Origin of the sequence: Frigidibacter sp. (assembly GCF_030695035.1) — a bacterium.
Taxonomy (GTDB): Bacteria; Pseudomonadota; Alphaproteobacteria; order Rhodobacterales; family Rhodobacteraceae; genus Frigidibacter.
The window spans coordinates 22,992-39,891 of record NZ_JAUYTT010000018.1 but is presented as its reverse complement, the minus strand read 5'-3'; the positions used below and the strand labels follow the sequence as shown (position 1 = coordinate 39,891).

The following is a 16,900-nucleotide window of genomic DNA, read 5'->3' as shown; positions in this document are numbered from 1 at the left end:
CGCGGATATGTGGTACACAAACTTCATTCCCCCCGGGCCGCGCTTTGCCTCCACGGGGGAATACAACATTTCCAAGTGCCGGCGGCCTAATGGCGCCCCCCCCCCCCCGCAGCCCTGCACAGGCCCTGCGCGAGGGCGGCGGCTAGGCAGGGGGACGCGCGATCCCATATTCAGGGCCAGCATCCAAGCCTGCAGCCCGCAGCGCCGGAAAGGAGCCCGCCCAATGTCGATCCGTCCCGTCACCGAAGCCCGCCTCGCCCAACCCACGACGGAAGGTGCCGGCGTCAAGCTGCATCGCGCCTTCGGCTTTCATGACCCGTCAGAGCTGGACCCCTTCCTGCTGTTCGACGATTTCCGCAATGAACGGCCCGAGGATTTCCAGAACGGCTTCCCCTGGCACCCGCACCGCGGCATCGAGACCATCACCTATGTGCTCTCGGGCACGGTCGAGCATGGCGACAGCCTCGGCAATCGCGGCCTTCTGGGCGCCGGCGATGTGCAATGGATGACCGCGGGCTCGGGGATCATGCATCAGGAAATGCCCAAGGGGAACGCCTCGGGCCAGATGCACGGCTTCCAGCTTTGGGCCAACCTGCCCGGCCATCTGAAGATGACCCAGCCGCGCTATCAGGATGTGAAGGGCGCCGATATCCCCGAGATCATCGACGATGACGGCACCATCGTGCGGGTGATCATCGGCGAGTTCTGGGGCCGCCGCGGCCCGGTCGAAGGCATCGCCGCCGATCCGCAATATCTCGACATCACCGTGCCCGCCGGGCTGCGCAAGACCTTCAAGGTCGATACCCGTCGCCGCGCCTTTGCCTATGTCTTCGACGGCACCGGCAGCTTTGCCGATGCCAGCCGCCCGCAGGGCGTGCTGCTGGAGAAAGAGGTGCAGGGCGCCGAGGTGAACATCCGCGACCTGTCGGGCGACCGCACCCTGATCCGCTTTGGCGCGGGGGATGAGGTGACGGTGCAGGCCGGCGAGCGGGGGCTGCGCTTCCTGCTGATCTCGGGTGCGCCGATCGAGGAGCCGGTGGCCTGGCACGGCCCGATCGTGATGAACACGGCAGAAGAGATCCGGCAGGCGATGGCCGACCTGCGCAACGGCAGCTTCATCCGGCCGGCGCATTAGCGCGGAAGGCTGGCTTCCACTGGCCCACTCCCCTCGATCTGCAGACCTGTTTCCGGCGCGATCAGGCGGCTTGCCAGTGGCAAGCCGACCGCGTCGGTTGCCCGAAGGCGCAAGCCGCAGAGCAAGGGGGTGCCGCTTGGCCCCACTTCTCCAATTCTGATGGGCCCGCCCCGGTGGGCACGCATGTGCCCGCCAAGGGGGGGCGGGCACATCAGAATTTCGTCGACGGCCGAAATTCTGGAAGGCGACCTTGGGAGGCGAAGCCCAAGACCCTCCCCTCACGCCTGCACCGCGCTGCGCACCATGTCCTGATAGATCTGCTCCACCCTGTCCCGCGACAGGCGCCCGCCTTCGCGGTACCAGGTGTTCACCCCGGTCAGCATGGCGATGATCGCCATCGTCGCCAGCTTGGTATCGGGCACGGCAAAGGCGCCCGAGGCCTGCCCCTCCTCCAGGATCGCCTCCAGCTGATCCTCATAGGCGCGGCGCAGCGCCTCGATCTTGGCGAAATGATCGGCCGTCAGGTTGCGCAACTCCATGTAGGACAGGAACACCGCCTCGGCCCGGGTCAGGCTGAAGCGGATGTGGAAGCGCACGAAGGCCTCCAGCGCCTCCTGCGGGCCACTGCCCTTCGGCTCGGCGGCCCAGTGGCTCAGCACGTCATCCATATGCGCCTTCAGCAGGTCGAAGAGCAGCGCCTGTTTGTCAGGGGTGTAGAGGTAGAGCGCGCCCGCCTGCACCCCCACCTCGGCCGCGATCTGCCGCATCGAGACGGCCGCGAAGCCATCTCGCGCGAACAGCCGCAGCGCCGCCGCGCGCACCCGGGGGCCGGTGATGTCGGAATGGGAGCCGGTCTTGCGTGCCATTCGACTGTGGTATCTGCACGCGCGTTCAATTCCAAGCCCGTGCGAGCGCGGCGGGAGTCTCGGCTAGGACGCCGACTCCGAGGACGGAAGCCGCTTGGCATTCGCTTTCGGCGAGTTCCTTGGCGAAGGCCCTCGCCTTCGCCACCCACCGCCCTCTCAACCCACATCGGCCGGGCCCCCAAAGGGCCCGGCCAGCGCCCGCCCCGCCCCTGGCGGGCGCTGGCCTCCCTCGGTCTCGCGTCGCCAGCGGCTCTGTGGGAATAGTCCCGCACGGGCGGGGCGAGGCAGTGCCTCGCCTTTTCCCGCCCGAACCAACCGGCCCAATGGCGGCAGAGGGGCCCAGACCTGGCGATCCACCGAGACACCACGCCCCCCACGCCCCCTTGCTGCCCCCGCCGCCCCCGGCCTATGGTCTGCGCGCATTCCCCCCGGAGGTTTCCGATGACCCGCCTTGCGCTCGCGCTTGCCCTTGGCCTGATCCCTGCCTGTTCGGTTGCGCCAGACTTGGGCGAGCCGCAGACCAGCCTGACCGCGCAGCCGGGCTGGCCCGAGCTGGTGCCGCTGGCCCCGGTCATCGCGCAAGCGCAGGCGGGTGCCGCCCTGCCCGACCCCACCGCGGCGGAGCAAGCGCGCGCCGATGCCCTGCGCGCCCGCGCCGCCGCCATGCAGGCCGCAACCCCCTGAGCCGCGCCGCGTTGCAAGCGCCCCGCGAACCCGCTAACAGACCACCCGAACGCCACCTACAGGAGCCCGCCCCATGTCCGAACCGCTGCGCCTTGGCATCGCCGGTCTGGGGACCGTGGGCATCGGCATCGTCAAGATCGTCCAGCGCCATGCCGATCTGATCGAGCGGCGCTGTGGCCGCAGGATCGTCATCACCGCCGTCTCGGCCCGTGACCGCAGCAAGAACCGCGATGCCGACCTGTCGGATTACGCGTGGGAGACGGACCCGGTGGCGCTGGCCCGCCGCGCGGATGTGGACATCTTCATCGAGGTGATGGGCGGCTCCGAAGGCCCGGCCCAGGACTCGACGCTGGCGGCAATTGAGGCGGGCAAGGACGTCGTCACCGCCAACAAGGCGCTGCTCGCCCATCACGGCCAGGCGCTGGCCGAGGCCGCCGAGGCGCGTGGCCGGGTGATCCGCTTCGAGGCGGCGGTGGCCGGCGGCATCCCGGTGATCAAGGCGCTGACCGAGGGGCTGGCGGGCAATGCCATCACCCGCGTCATGGGCGTGATGAACGGCACCTGCAACTATATCCTGACGCGGATGGACAGCGCCGGCCTGCCCTATGACACGGTGTTCGAAGAGGCGCGCCAGCTTGGCTATCTCGAGGCCGACCCGAACCTCGATGTCGGCGGCATCGACGCAGGGCACAAGCTCAGCCTGCTGGCCGCCATCGCCTTCGGCACGCAAGTGAGCTTTGACGCCGTGGATCTGGAGGGGATCGGCCGGATCTCTATCGACGATATCCGCCGGGCTGGGGACATGGGCTTCAAGATCAAGCTGCTTGGCGTCGCGCAGATGACCGGGCGCGGGCTGGAACAGCGGATGTCGCCCTGCCTCGTGCCCGCCGACAGCCCGCTGGGGCAGCTGCAGGGCGGCACCAACATGGTGGTGCTGGAGGGTGACAGCGTTGGCCAGATCGTGCTGCGCGGCCCCGGCGCCGGGATGGGCCCGACCGCCAGCGCGGTCATGGCCGACGTGATCGAGATCGCCCGTGGCACCCGCATTTCCACCTTCGGCCAGCCTGCCAATACGCTGGCGGTGCCGGTCGCGGCGAAGGCCACGGCCCCCGCGCCCTATTACCTGCGGATGGAGCTTCAGGACAAACCCGGCGCACTGGCCAAGATTGCCACGGTTCTGGGCGAGAACGGCATCTCCATCGACCGGATGCGGCAATACGGGCATGATGCCGGCACCGCCCCTGTGCTGATCGTCACCCACAAGACCACGCGCGACGCGATCGACCATGCCTTCCACGGCTTTGCCGCCACCGGCGTCGTCACCGGCGTGCCGGTGGCCTTCCGTATCGAGGCTGTCTGACCCGCGCCTGCGCGGAAAGCGGGCAGCAGTGCCGCCACGCTGCGCTGGCCTGCCGTCCCGGATGCCCTTGGGGCAGCGCGTTAGCGCTGCCAGCCTTGCCCCTGTCACATTCCTCGGGTTAGGTGCGATCAACGTCGCACTTACCGCAGGATGATCCGATGACCCTTCCCCTCGACTTCAACGACCGTATGCTCTCGCTCGGCCTCGCCCGGGTCAGCGAGGCGGCGGCCCATGCCTCGGCACTCTGGATCGGCCGCGGCGACGAGAAGGCGGCCGATCAGGCCGCGGTCAACGCGATGCGCGACCAGCTGAACATGCTCGACATCAAGGGCGTCGTGGTGATCGGCGAGGGCGAGCGCGACGAGGCGCCGATGCTGTTCATCGGCGAGGAGGTCGGCACCGGCAACGGCCCGGACGTGGATATCGCGCTGGACCCGCTGGAGGGGACGACCCTCACCGCCAAGGACATGCCCAACGCGCTGACCGTGATCGCCATGGCCCCGCGCGGCACCCTGCTGCACGCGCCTGACGTCTACATGGACAAGCTGGCCATCGGTCCGGGCTATGCCAAGGACGTGGTCAGCCTCGAGATGTACCCGACCGAGCGGGTCGCCGCGCTGGCCGCCGCCAAGGGCTGCAAGATGTCCGACATCGCGCTATGCGTGCTGGAACGCCCGCGCCATGAAGAGATGATCGCCGAACTGCGCGAGACAGGCGCCTCGATCCGCCTGATCACCGATGGCGACGTCGCCGGCGTGATCCACTGCGCCGAGGCCGACATCACCGGCATCGACATGTATATGGGCTCGGGCGGCGCGCCCGAGGGCGTTCTGGCCGCCGCCGCGCTGAAATGCATGGGCGGGCAGATGTGGGGCAAGCTGATGTTCCGCAATGATGACGAGCGCGGCCGCGCCACCAAGGCCGGCATCACCAATTTCGACCGCATCTATGCGCGCGACGAGATGTGCACCGGCGACGTGATCTTTGCCGCGACCGGCGTCACCGACGGCTCCATCGTGCAGGGCATCAAGCGCGAGCCGGGGTACCTGACCACCGAAACCATCCTGATGCGGTCCAAGACCGGATCGGTGCGGCGGATGATCTACCGCAACCCGATCAAGTGACCTCTGGCGGCGGGGGCGGATCACGCCCCCGCCCCTTCCACTCTGGCCCATCCACTCTGGCCCATCCACTCTGGCCAGCGCCCGCGATTTGCGCCATCAAGCCGGCATGACAGATCGCGCCTTTCTCAACGTCGAATGCTCCGCCACCGGCCGCCGCTGGGTCGGCCCCTCGGTCGAGGCGGACCGGCTTGCCGAAGCGATGGTGCAGGAAACGCGCCTGCCCTTGCCACTGGCCCGTGTGCTGGTCTCGCGCGGGGTCGCCCCGGCCGATGTGCAGCGCTTCCTCGAACCGCAGCTGCGCGACCTTCTGCCAGATCCGCGCAGCCTGAAGGACATGGAACCCGCCGCCGCCCGCTTCCTGCGCGCGGTGAAGAACCGCGAGCGCATTGCCGTCTTCGCCGATTACGATGTCGATGGCGGCGCCTCTGCCGCGCTGCTCCTGGTCTGGCTGCGCGCGATGGGGCGGCAGGCGACGCTTTATATCCCGGACCGGATCGACGAGGGCTATGGCCCCAACGTGCCCGCAATGCAGGAGCTGGCCCGGGATCACCGACTGATCCTTTGCGTCGATTGCGGCACCCTCTCGCATGAGCCCATCGCCGCGGCCGCGGCCGCCGATGTGGTGGTGCTGGACCATCACCTTGGCGCCGAGACGCTGCCGCCCGCGCTGGCGGTGGTGAACCCCAACCGGCAGGATGAAAGCGGCGATCTGGGGCATCTCTGTGCCGCCTCGGTGGTGTTCCTGATGCTGGTCGAGGCGAACCGGCAACTGCGCGCCGAGGGTATCGCGGGGCCGGACCTGCTGGCGCTGCTGGATCTGGTCGCGCTGGCGACGGTGGCCGATGTCGCGCCGCTGACCGGCGTCAACCGCGCGCTGGTGCGGCAGGGGCTGAAGGTCATGGCACGGCGCGAGCGGCCGGGGCTGGTGGCGCTGGCCGATATCGCCCGCATGGATACAGCGCCGGCCGCCTATCACCTCGGCTTCCTGCTTGGCCCCCGCGTCAACGCAGGCGGCCGCATCGGCGCCGCCGATCTTGGCGCGCGGCTGCTGGCCACCGCCGACCCGCATGAGGCGGCGGCGCTGGCCGAACGGCTGGACGCGCTCAACACCGAACGGCGTGAGATCGAGCTTCGGGTGCGCGACGCCGCGCTGGCGCAGGCCGAGGCGCGCGGCCTTGATGCACCGCTGGTCTGGGCGGCAGGCGAGGGCTGGCACCCCGGCGTCGTCGGCATCGTCGCGGCGCGGCTGAAGGAGGCGACGAACCGCCCCGCCGTGGTGATCGGGCTGGCGGGGGACGAGGGCAAGGGCTCCGGCCGTTCCGTTTCCGGCGTGGATCTTGGCGCCGCGATCCACCGTGTCGCCGCCGAGGGGCTGCTGCTGCGCGGCGGCGGGCACAAGATGGCGGCGGGCCTGACCGTGGCGCGGCCCATGCTGGAGCCGGCGATGGACCGGCTGGCGGAACTGCTGGCCCGGCAGGGCGCCGGTGCGGGCGGGCCGGCCGACCTCCGGCTCGACGGCCTCTTGATGCCAGGCGCGGCCACGCCGGGGCTGGTGGAAGAGATCGACAAGGCCGGCCCCTTCGGCCAGGGCGCCCCGGCCCCGCGCTTTGCCTTTGCCGCGATGGCGATCACCCAGGCCCGCCGCATCGGCGAGACCCATCTGCGCGTGACCTTCGGCGACGAGACCGGCGCCCGGCTGGAGGCCGTGGCCTTCGGCGCCTTCGACGGCCCGCTTGGCCCGCTGCTGGAGGGGCACGCGAGCGCCCGCTTCCACATGGCGGGGCGGCTGGAAATCAACCACTGGCAGGGCCGCAGCAAGGTGCAACTGCGGCTGGAAGACGCCGCAAGAGCCTGAAAAGGCTTGTGTTTGAGGGAGTTGGGGCTGCCGCGCCAGAACTTTCACAAAAAACGCGAAAATCCACTTGCGAGTCAACGCGCCCTGTCCTAAACACCGCCCACGCCAAGCGACGCGGCAACGCAAGCTTCGCCAAACGCCAGTGTGGCCCGTTCGTCTATCGGTTAGGACACCAGGTTTTCAACCTGGGAAGAGGGGTTCGACTCCCCTACGGGCTGCCACTCAACCTATGTAAGTTGTTGATTTTACTCAATAATCCGCAAGGTCGAAAATCTCTACCCACAATCTACCCACAATCTACCCATGACAGAATGACCCCTGAAAGCGACCCTTCGGGGGCTGCGACAGGCTGGAAACCATCACGCGAACGTGAACGGCTGGCTTGCCCCAAGCGACGCCCGCGCTGCATACTGCGGCGAAGTATTGGTCGAAGGGAGTGGCATGAGGGACGATTTCAAACAAGCCGAAGTAACGAAGCTTGCACGACAAAGCGGCTACATCTGTTCGAACCCTTCGTGTCGAAGGGCAACGGTCGGGCCAGACGGCGACGGTGGAAGCGCAAGTATCGGAGTTGCCGCACACATTACTGCCGCAGCGGCAGGCGGGCCAAGGTTTGACCCAACTATGACGCCGGAACAGCGGTCGTCTATCGAAAATGGCATATGGCTGTGCCAGTCGTGCAGCCGCCTAATAGACGCCGATATTCCTAGCCATCCTGCCGATACGCTTTTCGAATGGAAAAGGCTGTCCGAAATCCAAGCATACCTTGCACTACGCAATCTCGAAGTTGTTCGTTCGCGCAACTTCAAAGACCTTGAACGCAAGATGCCCGAACTAATTTCCGAAATGCGCCAAGACCTTAAGGACCACCCTTTCGCCCGCGAAATAATTATCATGTCGAAAAAATGGACATACAACGGGTCTGGGAAAATGATCTTTTCCTACTTTTTTGAAGACCATGAACATCTGCGTGAAAAAATAAAGCTATGCGAAAACTACGGGGCCGTTGTGAACATTACCTTCAACAACGTTGACAGGTATGAGTTCACCGAAGATTTCGCCGAATATCTCGAAAGCCCCAACTGAACATAGCGAAAAAGACCCCCGAAACCTTGCGGCAACGGGGGTCAGGCAGCTTCGATAGTGGCCCTGTGGAAGATCGTTAGAAGCGGCTGCAGGTATCCCCACAAGGGGCGCGTCGGGGGCGATACCCGCAGCGGTGCAGGCTTGGCGCATACAATGCCAGGCCGCAGAACGCACCAAAGCGCGCCCTGCAGCCGCCCTCACCTCAGATATCAAAATTGCTCGGCAGCACGATCATGTCGCGGATCGTCACGTTGCGCGGGCGGGTCAGCATGAACATCAGCGCGTCCGACACCTCGGTCGGCTCGATCAGCGCGCCGGCATCCTTCATCCGCTGCAGGCGCTCGGGCTCCCAATCCGACAGCAGGGCCGAGATCACCGGCCCGGGCGAGACCTGGCCGACGCGGACCCCGTGGCCCATCAGCTGGCGCCGCATGGTCTGCACGAAGCAGGTGACCGCCCATTTCGAGGCGGAATAGACCGGCTCCACATGGATCGGCGCGTGGCCGGCAATGGAACAGGTCACGATGATGTCGCCCGTCTTGCGGCCGATCATGTGCGGGGCGACGGCGTGAACGTTCTTCATCACCGCATTGACGTTCAGGTTCAGCATCCGGTCGATGGCGGCGGGGTCGGTATCGACCAGATCGCCACCGATATAGCTGCCGGCATTGCACAGCATGATATCGATCTGGCCGACCTTTTCCAGGATCTCCGGCACCATCGCGTCGCAGCTGCCGGCATCCAGCAGGTCGGTCACCTGGGCGATGGCCTTGGGGCCAAGCTCTGCGGTCAGTTCGGCCAGCGCGGCCTCATTGCGGTCCACCAGCACGACGCTGGCGCCCGCGGCGATCAGCGCCCTTGTCGCGGCAAGACCGATGCCCGAGGCGGCGCCGGTGATTGCGGCAACCTTGCCGTGCAGTTCTGCGGACATGTTCGTCTCCTTCATCTGGCGGGACTGGCCCGCGCGTCATCTTGTGTCGTGTAAGGCCGGTCAGACCGCGAGGAAGCCGCCATCGAGGGGCAGCACGCCGCCGGTGACCATCGCCGCGTCGTCGGACAGCAGCAGCGCGATGCCGCGGGCAACATCATCGGCCTCCGCAAAGCGGCCAAGGGGGTGGCGCACCATCATCGGCGCGCTCTTGGCCGGGTCGCTCCAGGCCTCGGCGGCCAGTTCGGTCATGGTGACGGTGGGCGCGATGGCCGAAACGCGGATGCCATGGGGGCCAAGCTCCTTGGCCATGACCCGCGTCGCCCCCTCCAGCCCTGCCTTCGAGGCGGCGTAGCAGACATGATCCTGAAAGCCGCGATGGCCGGCAATGCTGGTGACGTTGACGATGACCCCGCCCCCGCCCGCCGCGATGCGGGCGCGCGCAAATTCCTGCGCGCAGATCAGGGCGCTGTGCAGGTTGATGCCCATCACCGTGGAATATCCCGCGTCGGTCATGTCCAGCAGGCTTTCCAGCACATTGGTGCCCGCGCAGTTCACCAGAAAGTCGCAGGTGCCCGCACGCGCCATCGCCTCGCGCGCCGCTGCCGGGGCCGACAGGTCGGCCGCGATGCTGCGCCCGCCGGTCTGCAGCGCCAGGCTGTCGAGATCGGCTTGGGTGCGGCTGATCGCCACCACCTCGGCCCCGCGCGCGGCCAGCAGCAGGGCGGTGGCGCGGCCGATGCCCTTGCCGGCGCCGGTGATGATGACGGATTTACCTTGGAACTGCATGGCTCGCCTCACAGAATGGACTGGCCGGTCGCGGCCCAGTCAGCGGAAAATGTCGCCAGACCGGCATCGGTCAGCGGGTGGCGGATCAACCCCTTGATCACCGCGGCTGGCGCCGTCGCCACATCCGCCCCGGCAACCGCCGCGGCCGAGATATGGTTGGCGTTGCGGATCGAGGCGGCCAGGATCTGCGTGTCGAAGGCGAAATTGTCGAAGATCGTGCGGATGTCGCGGATCAGCGCCATCCCGTCGAGGTTCAGGTCATCGAGCCGCCCCACGAAGGGCGAGACATAGGTGGCCCCCGCCTTCGCCACCAGCAGCGCCTGATTGGCGGTGAAGCACAGGGTCAGGTTGGTCCGGATCCCCTGTTCGGTGAAATGCCGGCAAGCCTTCAGCCCGTCCAGCGTGGTGGGCAGCTTGACCACGACATTGGGCGCGATGGCGGCCAGCACCTCGCCCTCGGCGATCATGCCGGGGGCATCGGTGGCGGCAACCTCGGCCGAGACGGGGCCCCTCACCAGGGCGCAAATCTGCGCGATGGTCTCCTTGAAGTCACGCCCGCTCCGGGCGATCAGCGAAGGGTTGGTGGTCACCCCGTCCAGAAGGCCGTAATCGGCAAGCTCTCGGATCTCGTCCAGGTTCGCGGTGTCGACGAAGAATTTCATGGGAGGGTCCTTGCGAATGGGGGGTCAGGCGAGGGCGGCGTCGGTGGCGGCGCGGATGCCCCGCGCGGCGGCTTGCAGCGCCAGGAAGGCGTCATAGCGCGCCCGGTGCAGGTGCCCGGTGGCGCCGGCACCGGGATGATAGGTGCTCTGCACCGATGACATGACCGGCATCGCGGCCCCAAGGTCGGGGAACGCCCCCGCCGCCACCGCGCCCAGCATGGCAGAGCCCAGCAGAACCGGCTCCTCGCTGGCAGTGGCATCGACGGGCAGGCCAGTGGCATCGGCCAGGATCTGGCGGATCAGTGGATGTCGCCCTGCCCCGCCACTGATGGCGATCCGCTCGACCCCGGCGCCATGCGCGCGCTGCGTCTCGATGATCTGGCGCAGCCCATAGCCAAGCCCGCAGATCCCCGCGACATAGAGCGTGACCAACGAGGCGATGCCCGTTTCCATCCCGAGGCCCACGACCACGGCACGGGCATGGGGGTCGGCAAAGGGCGCGCGATTGCCCAGAAATTCCGGCACGACATGCAGATGCGCCGCCAGACGCACGGCGCCCGAGGCGTCGCCCGCCTGTGCCAGCGCCGCATCCGCCAGCCATTCGGGAAGCGAGGCGCCTTCGGCCCGGGCGGCGGCAGCGGCCTCGGCCTGGGCCGGGTGCAGGCGCAGCAGATGGTCGATGGCGGCCCCGGCGGCGGATTGCCCGCCCTCGTTCAGCCAGACCCCCGGCACCATGGCCGAGAAATACGGGCCCCAGACGCCGGGCACGAAGGCCGGCTGCCGCGTTGTGGTCATGGTGCAGGACGACGTGCCGAACACATATGCCAGCGAGCTTGCCGGATCCTCGGCCCCGCCGCGGGCGCAGACCGTGCCGATGCCGCCGGCATGGGCGTCGATCAGCCCGGCGCCGACCGCAATGCCGGCGGGCAGGCCCAGGGCTTGCGCCGCCTCGGCCGCCAGACCCATGCCAAGCGGGGTTGCCGGCTCGACCACGTCAGTGCCGATCCGCGCGAAGCCCTCGTCGGCCAGCTCTTCCAGGCCGATGGCGCGGAAATATTCGGCGTCCCACCGCCGCTCATGCGCCAGATATGTCCATTTGCAGGTGACGGTGCAGGTCGAACGCGCAAGGCTGCCGGTCGCCTTCCAGGTCAGGAAGTCGGTCAGGTCGAAGAAATGCCGGGCGGCGCGAAACACCTCGGGACGGTGTTCCTTCAGCCACAGCAGCTTTGGCGTCTCCATCTCGGGCGAGATGCGGCCGCCGACATAGCGCAGCACCGCATGGTCGCCCGCATTGATCCGCGCCGCCTGATCGACGGCACGGTGGTCCATCCAGACGATGATGTCGCGCTCCGGGTGCCCCGGATCGCCGACCCCAAGCGGGGCGTCTCCGATCACCACCAGCGAACAGGTCGCATCGAACCCGATACCCCCGATGCTCGCCGGATCCACCGCAGCCTGCGCCATCGCTGCGCGCGTGGCGGCGCAGACGGCGCCCCAGACCTGAGCGCTGGACTGTTCTGCGATCTCGCCCGAGGGGCGGTGCAGCGCGATGTCCTGCTTGCCGGTACCCAGCAAGGCACCCTGCGCATCGAACACCCCAGCCCGGGCCGAGCCTGTGCCCACGTCGATGCCGATGAAATGCATCCCCATCCCTCCGGTCAGCGCCATTCGCGGCCGATATAGATGGCCAGCAGGATGATCAGGCCCTTGATGACGTCCTGCATGTAGGGGTTGATCCCCATCAGGTTCAGGCCGTTGTTCAGGATGCCCAGCAACACCGCGCCGATCAGCGTGCCCAGGATCAGGCCGCGCCCACCGGCGATGGCGGTGCCGCCCAGAACCACCGCGGCAATCGCATCCAGCTCGAACCCGACACCGGCATTGGGCTGGCCGCTCATCAACCGGCCGGTCAGCACGATCGCGGCCAGCGAGGCGGTCAGGCCCGAGATGCCGAAGACCGCCAGCTTGACCAGCCCGGTGCGCACACCCGACAGGCGCGCCGCTGTCTCGTTGCCGCCAATGGCATAGACATGGCGGCCAAAGGGCGTGCGCTGCAGCAGCACCCAGGCCAGCGCATAGACGATGACCATCAAGATCACAGGTACCGGGATATTGCCGATGCGGCCGACCCCGAACCACGACACCCAGCTGGGCAGGCCGCTGATCGGGTAGCCGCCCGAATAGATCAGTCCCAATCCGCGGGCGATACCCATCGTGGCCAGCGTCACGATGATGGACGGCATCTTGCCCCAGGCGACCAGCGCGCCGTTGAAGAGCCCAAGCCCCAGCCCGACCAGCAGCGCCGCGACCAGCCCCACCCCGCCCGGCAGACCCATGTTGACCATGAGCCCGGCGGCAATGGTGCCCGCGAGGGCCATCACCGCGCCCACCGACAGGTCGATCCCGCCGATGAGGATGACAAAGGTCATGCCAACCGCGAGGATGCCCACCACCGAAACCTGCCGCAGCACGTTCAGGATGTTGTTCACATTGAAGAAGTTGTCGCTGGCAAAGGTCATCAGGATCGACACGACGATCAGCCCGACCAGCGGCAGGGCCAGCGGCGAATGGAACAGCCAGTCCAGCGCCGCCTGGCGCCCCCCGCGCTTGGCCGCAGTTTCGATATTGGCGTCATGCGACATGTTCAACCCTTCCGGTCGTTGCGTGTGTCATGATCTGTTCCGAGGTGATGGCACTGCCTTCGACGGTGGCGACAATGCCGCCCGAGCGGAACACGCAGACCCGGTCGGACATGCCGATGATTTCGGGAAGCTCGGACGAGATCATGATGATGGCGTATCCTTGCGCGGTGAAGTCGCGCATCAACTGGTAGATCTCTGACTTCGCGCCGACATCGATGCCGCGTGTCGGTTCGTCGAAGATCAGGATCTGCATGTCATGGTTCAGCCAGCGGGCGATGACCACCTTCTGTTGGTTGCCGCCCGACAGGGTATCGACCCGCGCGCGGGGGCCCTGCGCCTTGACGCGGACCTGGTCCATCGCCTCTTGCGTGCAGGCCAGCTCTTTCTTGAAGTCGATGAACCAGTGGGCCTTGCGATACTTGCCGTAGTTGTTCAGCGATATGTTCTGCAGGATCGAGAAATCGGTGATCAGCCCCTGCTCCTTGCGGCTTTCGGGCAGCAGCCCGATGCCGCGCGCCAACCCGTCGGCCGGATCGCGCAGGCGGGTGTGAATGCCGCCGATGCTGACCTTGCAGCGCACGGCGGGATAGGCGCCCAGGATCGATAGCGCGGTTTCGGTCCGGCCCGATCCGACCAGCCCGGCAAAACCCAGGATCTCGCCGGCGCGCAGCTGGAAGGATGACAGCGGGCCACCGCGGCGCAGTTGCAGATCTTCAACCTCCAATACCACCTTTGCGCCCGGGTTGGCGGCAGGCTTGGGCGGAAAGCTGTTCTCGATCCGGCGGCCGACCATCATCTCGACCAGCCGGTCGGTCGTCACATCGGCCACGTCGCAGCTGTCGACAAACTCGCCGTCGCGCAACACGGTGATGCGGTCGCAGATCTCGAAGATCTCCTCGAGGTGATGCGAGATGAAGACGATTGCCACGCCCGCCGTGCGCAACTCGCGCATGACCTTGAACAGATGTTCAACCTCGGCGGGGGTCAGCGTCGCGGTCGGCTCGTCCAGCACCAGAATACGGGCGTTCAGCGACAGCGCCTTGGCGATCTCGACGAATTGCTGCTCGGCGACCGAAAGCCGGGCAATGGGCACGTCCAGCGGCAGGTCCACCTCCAGCCGGCGCAGGATCTCTTGCGCGCGGCGGCGCATTTCCTTGCGGTCCAGAAACCCCAGCGGGGTCTTGAGCTCACGGGCGAGGAACATGTTCTCGACGGCGGTCAGATAAGGGATCAGGCTGAATTCCTGGAACACGATGCCAATGCCGGCGGCGATGGCCTCGTCATAGTTGGCAAACCGGCGCGGCTCGTCATCGACCATGATCTGGCCTTCCGAGGGCTGGATGATGCCGCTGACGATCTTCATCAGGGTCGATTTCCCGGCCCCGTTCTCACCCAGCAGGGCATGAACCTCACCTGCGCGGACATGCAGGTCGACGCCGTGCAGGACCTCGATCCGGCCGAAGCTTTTGCGTATTCCCGTCAGTTCCAGCATGTCGGCTCCGGTGATCTGCGAGGGCCGCGCCCGGGATGGGCGCGGCCAAGGGTTTTGCGGTGGGCCGCGCCCTTGCCGGGCGCGGCAGGGTCAACGGTAGATTACCAGCTGAAACCGGCTGCGTTCTCGGCATCCACGGTGCGCACGTCGATCGGCACCTCGGACGGCACGACGCGCGCGCCCCAGTATTGCGCCAGCGCCATGCCAAGGCCGACGCGGACCTGATCGCGCGGGAATTGCGCGGTGGTCTGGATGAAGGGCGTGCCATCTGCAATCGCCTTGACCGCTTCGGGGGCGCCATCGACCGAGGTCAGCTTGATGTCGCGGCCCGAGCCCTGGATGGCTGCCAGCGCGCCCATCGCGCCGCCGTCATTGACCGAGAAGATGCCGGCCAGGTTCTGGTGCGACTGGATCATGTTCTCGACGACGCCGAGGGCGACCGAACGGTCCTGACGGCCGTTCTGGGTGTCGACCAGGGTGATGCCGGGATGTTCCGCAAGCGCGGCCTTGCAGCCTTCGACACGCTGCAGGATCGGCACGACCGGGATCCCGTCAAGGATGGCAACCTCGCCCTCGCCGCCAAGGGCTTCGGCCAGATAATCGCAGGACAGGTAGCCCGCATCGCGGTTCTTGGAGCCGACGAAGGTATCGACCGGGCCATTCGCGTTGGCATCGACAGCCACCACGATCACGCCTTGATCCTTGGCCATGCGCACGGCCGCTTCGACGCCCGCGCTGTCGGTCGGGTTCAGCAGCAGGATGTCGATGCCTTGCTGCAGCATGTCCTCGACATCCGAGATCTGCTTGGCCACGTCATGGCCGGCATCGGTCACGATGACCTCGGCGCCGATCTGGGCCGCGGCTTCGTTCAGCGCCTCGAGCATCGAGACGAAATAGGGGTTGTTCATCTCCTGGAACGTCATGCCGATCTTCAGCTTGTCGTCCTGGGCCGTGGCGACGCCGGCCGAGGCGGCAAGCCCCAGGGCAACGACGGAGACGGTCTTGAGCAGGGTTTTCATGTGGTAGTCCTCCCGTTGGTAAAGTTGGCAGTCCCCCTCTGGTCGCAGCTCGCGGATGCGCAGCAGCGGTCAAAGGGTATTGGTGGGGCGTGGCGGGTCAGCTGGCCATGCGGATCGTCTGGTTGGCCGCGAAGGTCGCGCGAAATTCCGAAGGCGACATCTTCTTGAGCTTGAGGAAATGGCGGTTGAAGTTGGACAGGTTCGAAAAGCCCACATCATAGCAGATGTCGGCGACCCGAGCCTCGGGGTCTGACAGCAGCATGTGGCAGGCCAGGTCGATGCGCATCTGGTTGCGATAGCGCACCAGCGTCGTGCCGGTATGCCGCTTGAACGAGCGGGAAAACGCGCTCTGACTCTGGCCGGTCAGGTCGGACAGCTCGGTTTCGCTCAGCGGTTCGTGCAGGTTCTCGCGCAGATGGCCGATGGCGCGGTTCATGTCCGACTCCTCGGCCCGCTCCATGTCCAGCACGAAGCTGAGGCTGGCGAGGGTCTGCGATTTCGGCGCATTGGCCAGCAGGTCGAGGATCTGGAAGAACAGTCCCAGCCGGCGCACGCCCCGCGCATCAATCAGCGCACGCATCAGCGGCCGGACAGCGCGGCCGGTCTCATCATCGAACAGCAGGCCGCGGCGGCTGCGCTCCAGCAATTGCCGCACGGTTTCCATTTCGGGAAATGCACTGCGCGCGCCCTCGATGAAGCTTTCAGGGAACTGGATGACCTCGGTGCGCTGCGGCACGATCTCGCCGGGGCGGATGGTGCTGATCCAGTTCTGCGGCAGGTTCGGGCCGGTCATGATCAGCTGGCCGGGGCCAAATTCGCCCACATGATCGCCGATATAGAACTTGCCGCTGGTCGCCACGACCAGATGAATTTCGTATTCAGGGTGGAAGTGCCAGCGCACCGTGCGGAACGGATAACCATGCTTCCAGGCGGCAAAGGACTCGCCCTTGCGGATATGCACCAGTTCCAGATCAGGCTGCATCGCGTCCTCCCCTCCGCGCCAGCGCGGCTCGCCTTGGCGATGCCGGCCCTCCTTGGCGCTGAGTTATTGGTAGCACGGGGAGGGAAGTGGCAGCCACGACCCCACGAGAAATTTTCCGATACTTTTTTGACGCATGGCAGAGAAAAATCATCGGCGGGGGATAATCGCGAGCAAGGAAGAATGCTGCATCGCCGCATAACGCTGCAGGGCAGCGCCATGAAACAAGGCAACCGAGCAGCCACGGCTGCCGATAAGCCATCTGCATCTGCTTATACT

Annotated in this window: 15 protein-coding genes and 1 tRNA gene; 7 read left to right on the top strand and 9 right to left on the bottom strand. The window is 66.8% G+C overall.

Annotated features, from left to right (window positions below; genetic code table 11):
• The first annotated feature begins 223 nt into the window (after positions 1 to 223).
• Positions 224 to 1,135, top strand: a complete 912-nt coding sequence (locus tag Q8S30_RS17000) for a pirin family protein (protein ID WP_305667221.1) — start codon at positions 224 to 226, stop codon at positions 1,133 to 1,135.
• A 278-nt stretch (positions 1,136 to 1,413) separates the two neighbouring features.
• Here Q8S30_RS17000 and Q8S30_RS16995 read toward each other — a convergent pair whose 3' ends face one another.
• Positions 1,414 to 2,001, bottom strand: a complete 588-nt coding sequence (locus tag Q8S30_RS16995) for a TetR/AcrR family transcriptional regulator (RefSeq protein ID WP_305667220.1) — start codon at positions 1,999 to 2,001, stop codon at positions 1,414 to 1,416.
• Positions 2,002 to 2,442: 441 nt separating this feature from the next.
• Here Q8S30_RS16995 and Q8S30_RS16990 point away from each other — a divergent pair, with 441 nt between their 5' ends.
• The 6 genes from Q8S30_RS16990 to Q8S30_RS16965 all read left to right on the top strand — a co-directional run bounded on the left by Q8S30_RS16990 (position 2,443) and on the right by Q8S30_RS16965 (position 8,110).
• Entirely contained in the window at positions 2,443 to 2,685 is a 243-nt protein-coding gene (locus Q8S30_RS16990; RefSeq protein WP_305667219.1) for a hypothetical protein, read from the top strand.
• 73 nt (positions 2,686 to 2,758) lie between these two features.
• Positions 2,759 to 4,045, top strand: coding sequence for a homoserine dehydrogenase (locus Q8S30_RS16985; RefSeq protein WP_305667218.1), 1,287 nt, complete (start codon positions 2,759 to 2,761; stop codon positions 4,043 to 4,045).
• Between the two features lie 158 nt (positions 4,046 to 4,203).
• Positions 4,204 to 5,169, top strand: a complete 966-nt coding sequence (glpX, locus tag Q8S30_RS16980; RefSeq protein WP_305667217.1) for a class II fructose-bisphosphatase — start codon at positions 4,204 to 4,206, stop codon at positions 5,167 to 5,169.
• 106 nt (positions 5,170 to 5,275) lie between these two features.
• Positions 5,276 to 7,024, top strand: a complete 1,749-nt coding sequence (gene recJ, locus Q8S30_RS16975) for a single-stranded-DNA-specific exonuclease RecJ (protein WP_305667216.1) — start codon at positions 5,276 to 5,278, stop codon at positions 7,022 to 7,024.
• A 146-nt stretch (positions 7,025 to 7,170) separates the two neighbouring features.
• Positions 7,171 to 7,245 (top strand) — tRNA-Glu (locus tag Q8S30_RS16970).
• Positions 7,246 to 7,393: 148 nt separating this feature from the next.
• Positions 7,394 to 8,110, top strand: coding sequence for a hypothetical protein (locus tag Q8S30_RS16965; protein WP_305667215.1), 717 nt, complete (start codon positions 7,394 to 7,396; stop codon positions 8,108 to 8,110).
• 202 nt (positions 8,111 to 8,312) lie between these two features.
• Here the strand turns inward: Q8S30_RS16965 and Q8S30_RS16960 are convergent, their stop codons facing one another.
• From Q8S30_RS16960 to Q8S30_RS16925, 8 genes are all read right to left on the bottom strand, one after another.
• The gene (locus Q8S30_RS16960) at positions 8,313 to 9,041 is read right to left on the bottom strand and encodes an SDR family oxidoreductase (RefSeq protein WP_305667214.1); all 729 of its coding nucleotides are present in this window, start codon (positions 9,039 to 9,041) and stop codon (positions 8,313 to 8,315) included.
• 60 nt (positions 9,042 to 9,101) lie between these two features.
• Positions 9,102 to 9,827, bottom strand: a complete 726-nt coding sequence (locus Q8S30_RS16955; protein ID WP_305667213.1) for an SDR family oxidoreductase — start codon at positions 9,825 to 9,827, stop codon at positions 9,102 to 9,104.
• 8 nt (positions 9,828 to 9,835) lie between these two features.
• Complete coding sequence (fsa, locus tag Q8S30_RS16950) at positions 9,836 to 10,489, bottom strand: fructose-6-phosphate aldolase (RefSeq protein ID WP_305667212.1); 654 nt, start codon at positions 10,487 to 10,489, stop codon at positions 9,836 to 9,838.
• A 24-nt stretch (positions 10,490 to 10,513) separates the two neighbouring features.
• Positions 10,514 to 12,157, bottom strand: coding sequence for an FGGY-family carbohydrate kinase (locus Q8S30_RS16945; protein ID WP_305667211.1), 1,644 nt, complete (start codon positions 12,155 to 12,157; stop codon positions 10,514 to 10,516).
• Positions 12,148 to 13,131: an ABC transporter permease gene (locus Q8S30_RS16940; protein WP_305667210.1), complete on the bottom strand. Its 984-nt coding sequence runs from the start codon at positions 13,129 to 13,131 to the stop codon at positions 12,148 to 12,150. The genes Q8S30_RS16945 and Q8S30_RS16940 overlap by 10 nt, the downstream gene beginning before the upstream one ends.
• Positions 13,121 to 14,623 carry a sugar ABC transporter ATP-binding protein gene (locus tag Q8S30_RS16935; protein WP_305667209.1) on the bottom strand — a complete coding sequence of 501 codons (1,503 nt, stop codon included), beginning with the start codon at positions 14,621 to 14,623 and terminating at the stop codon, positions 13,121 to 13,123. Before Q8S30_RS16935 ends, Q8S30_RS16940 begins: the two co-directional genes overlap by 11 nt.
• A gap of 101 nt (positions 14,624 to 14,724) precedes the next feature.
• Positions 14,725 to 15,642, bottom strand: a complete 918-nt coding sequence (locus Q8S30_RS16930) for an ABC transporter substrate-binding protein (RefSeq protein WP_305667208.1) — start codon at positions 15,640 to 15,642, stop codon at positions 14,725 to 14,727.
• Between the two features lie 97 nt (positions 15,643 to 15,739).
• Positions 15,740 to 16,624 (bottom strand): AraC family transcriptional regulator, encoded by an 885-nt coding sequence (locus Q8S30_RS16925; protein ID WP_305667207.1) that lies wholly within the window; start codon positions 16,622 to 16,624, stop codon positions 15,740 to 15,742.
• Between the last annotated feature and the right edge of the window lie 276 nt (positions 16,625 to 16,900).

What these genes read in the sequence shown, in the direction of transcription:
- Q8S30_RS16940 (WP_305667210.1), bottom strand. Translation starts at nt 13,131, where the DNA reads ATGTCGCATGACGCCAATATCGAAACTGCGGCCAAGCGCGGGGGGCGC.
- Q8S30_RS16925 (WP_305667207.1), bottom strand. Translation starts at nt 16,624, where the DNA reads ATGCAGCCTGATCTGGAACTGGTGCATATCCGCAAGGGCGAGTCCTTT.
- Q8S30_RS16990 (WP_305667219.1), top strand. Translation starts at nt 2,443, where the DNA reads ATGACCCGCCTTGCGCTCGCGCTTGCCCTTGGCCTGATCCCTGCCTGT.
- Q8S30_RS16995 (WP_305667220.1), bottom strand. Translation starts at nt 2,001, where the DNA reads ATGGCACGCAAGACCGGCTCCCATTCCGACATCACCGGCCCCCGGGTG.
- Q8S30_RS16945 (WP_305667211.1), bottom strand. Translation starts at nt 12,157, where the DNA reads ATGGCGCTGACCGGAGGGATGGGGATGCATTTCATCGGCATCGACGTG.
- Q8S30_RS16985 (WP_305667218.1), top strand. Translation starts at nt 2,759, where the DNA reads ATGTCCGAACCGCTGCGCCTTGGCATCGCCGGTCTGGGGACCGTGGGC.
- fsa (WP_305667212.1), bottom strand. Translation starts at nt 10,489, where the DNA reads ATGAAATTCTTCGTCGACACCGCGAACCTGGACGAGATCCGAGAGCTT.
- Q8S30_RS16960 (WP_305667214.1), bottom strand. Translation starts at nt 9,041, where the DNA reads ATGTCCGCAGAACTGCACGGCAAGGTTGCCGCAATCACCGGCGCCGCC.
- Q8S30_RS16955 (WP_305667213.1), bottom strand. Translation starts at nt 9,827, where the DNA reads ATGCAGTTCCAAGGTAAATCCGTCATCATCACCGGCGCCGGCAAGGGC.
- Q8S30_RS16930 (WP_305667208.1), bottom strand. Translation starts at nt 15,642, where the DNA reads ATGAAAACCCTGCTCAAGACCGTCTCCGTCGTTGCCCTGGGGCTTGCC.
- Q8S30_RS16935 (WP_305667209.1), bottom strand. Translation starts at nt 14,623, where the DNA reads ATGCTGGAACTGACGGGAATACGCAAAAGCTTCGGCCGGATCGAGGTC.
- recJ (WP_305667216.1), top strand. Translation starts at nt 5,276, where the DNA reads ATGACAGATCGCGCCTTTCTCAACGTCGAATGCTCCGCCACCGGCCGC.
- Q8S30_RS17000 (WP_305667221.1), top strand. Translation starts at nt 224, where the DNA reads ATGTCGATCCGTCCCGTCACCGAAGCCCGCCTCGCCCAACCCACGACG.
- glpX (WP_305667217.1), top strand. Translation starts at nt 4,204, where the DNA reads ATGACCCTTCCCCTCGACTTCAACGACCGTATGCTCTCGCTCGGCCTC.